The sequence below is a fragment of the Bariatricus sp. SGI.154 genome (assembly GCF_050313795.1).
GTDB lineage: Bacteria > Bacillota > Clostridia > Lachnospirales > Lachnospiraceae > CAMBRQ01.
Window position 1 is genome coordinate 1 of the sequence record NZ_JBNPMC010000074.1, and the last position, 2,066, is coordinate 2,066.

The window sequence follows — 2,066 nt, forward strand, 5'->3', positions numbered from 1 at the left end:
GGCTTTCTGGTACAATAAGTTTAGATATAATTATATCTAAATAAAGGAGGGTGGAAATGTATCTCGATTGTCTCGTCAAAATGCCCAATGCTCCGGGTAAAATCGTATACCAGAAGAAAGGTGAGACCACCTATGTTTATTACGAAACAGGCAGAACCTACAATCCAAATAAGAAATATACATCTCCTAAAAGGGTTATCATTGGTAAGCGTTGCCAAACGGATCCGGAAATGATCCAGCCTAACGAAAACTTCCTTCGTTACTTCCCGGATGAAGTTTTGCCAGAAGAAAAAGACCGATCCGTCAGGAGTAGCTGCCTTCGGATAGGAGCCTTTATTGTAATCCGCCAGCTCATGAAGGAAACGGGGATTTCCGATATCCTGGAGATGTATTTCAAGTCAAAAGATCTGGGGCTTTTTCTGGATCTTGTATCGTATTCGATTATTACGGAAAACAATGCAGCACAGTATTATCCTGACTATGCGTATAACCATCCGCTTTTTACAGATGGCATGAAAATATACAGTGATTCAAAGATCTCAGCTTTTTTGAAGTCCCTTACAGTTGAACAAAGCACCAATTTTTTGAATGAGTGGAATTCGAAACGTGATCACCGCCAGAAGATTTATATTTCCTATGATTCCACAAATAAGAACTGTCAGGCTGGCGACATAGAGATGGCTGAGTTCGGTAATGCCAAGGATGACAAAAGACTTCCGGTATTTAATTACTCCATTGCTTATGATACCAACAACAGGGAACCTTTGTTTTATGAGCAGTATCCGGGAAGCATTAATGATGTGTCCCAGCTTCAGTTCATGTTGGACAAAGCAAAAGCGTATGGTTATAAAAAAGTGGGATTTATCCTGGACAGAGGATATTTCAGCAAAAGGAATATAGAGTACATGGATGAATGCGGCTACAGTTTTGTGATCATGGTTAAAGGCATGGCATCATTTGTCCGCCAGCTGGTCACAGAGAATAAAGGATCTTTTGAAGAGGAATGGGCTAACAGCATCAGTGAGTATGGTGTTTATGGAAAGACCATCAAGCGAAAACTGTATGTTACGGATAGAAAGGAACGGTATTTTCATTTGTATTACAATAGTGCCAGGGCCAGCAGCCAGAAACGCGAAATAGAATCACAGCTGACGGAAATGAAGCATTTCCTGCTCAAGCACACAAATGAGAAGCGCACTTTTGGGCCGTCATATGAAAAGTATTTCTATCTTCATTATGATAAGGACGGTGAAACCTTTCTGTTTCCGGAAGACAACACGAAGGTAGTGAGCGGCGAACTGAAACTTTGCGGATACTTCTGCATCGTGACATCTGAAAAAATGAGCGCAAAGGATGCGATAAACCTGTACAAAAGCAGGGATGCCTCGGAGAAACTGTTCCGCGGTGACAAGTCTTATCTGGGAGATAAGAGCCTGCGTGTATACTCCGATGAATCAGCAGCCTCAAAAATCTTTATAGAATTCATTGCCCTGATCATAAGGAACAGCATTTATACACATCTGAAGGATGCACTTAAAAAGATGGATCAGAAGCCGAATTATATGACTGTACCGGCAGCCATCCGTGAACTGGAAAAGATAGAAATGGTGCGTCAGCTGGATGATGTATATAGACTGGATCATGCCGTGACAGCTAAGCAGAAAACTATATTGGAAGCATTTGGTATTAACGCAGATCATGTTAAATATAAGGCGGCAAATATCAGCGAAGAACTAAAACGATAGGAGAAAAACGATGGCAAGACAGATCAGTATGGAGGCTCTTGAGGCAAAAATAGAAAAGGCGCAGCATAATGTGATCCGTACAAAGGCAGCTTACGATTCTGCGACAGAAGAACTCAAAAAGTTACTGGATAAGCGTGATGCACTTAAACGGGATGAGATCATGGCGGCGGTTGTGAAAAGTAAAAAGAGTTACGATGAAATCTTAAAATTTCTGGCAGAGGAAGCCTAAAATCCATTAGTAAAAATGACGAAGAAATCGCCCTGGTTCTAAAGAATCGGGGCGAGAAATTTTTTAGGTAGAAAAATCACTGGAAGTTAACA

The 2,066-nt window shown here is 41.1% G+C and carries 2 protein-coding genes; both read left to right on the forward strand.

What is annotated here, in order from left to right:
* Positions 1-56 precede the first annotated feature (56 nt).
* Entirely contained in the window at positions 57-1,745 is a 1,689-nt protein-coding gene (locus tag ACQRBN_RS17355) for an IS1634 family transposase (protein WP_427740349.1), read from the forward strand.
* A gap of 10 nt (positions 1,746-1,755) precedes the next feature.
* Positions 1,756-1,974, forward strand: coding sequence for a hypothetical protein (locus ACQRBN_RS17360; protein ID WP_427740350.1), 219 nt, complete (start codon positions 1,756-1,758; stop codon positions 1,972-1,974).
* Positions 1,975-2,066: the final 92 nt, after the last annotated feature.

Bases quoted from the DNA above. Each gene is read 5' to 3' on its own strand.
- ACQRBN_RS17355 (WP_427740349.1), top strand. From the start codon at position 57: ATGTATCTCGATTGTCTCGTCAAAATGCCCAATGCTCCGGGTAAAATC.
- ACQRBN_RS17360 (WP_427740350.1), top strand. From the start codon at position 1,756: ATGGCAAGACAGATCAGTATGGAGGCTCTTGAGGCAAAAATAGAAAAG.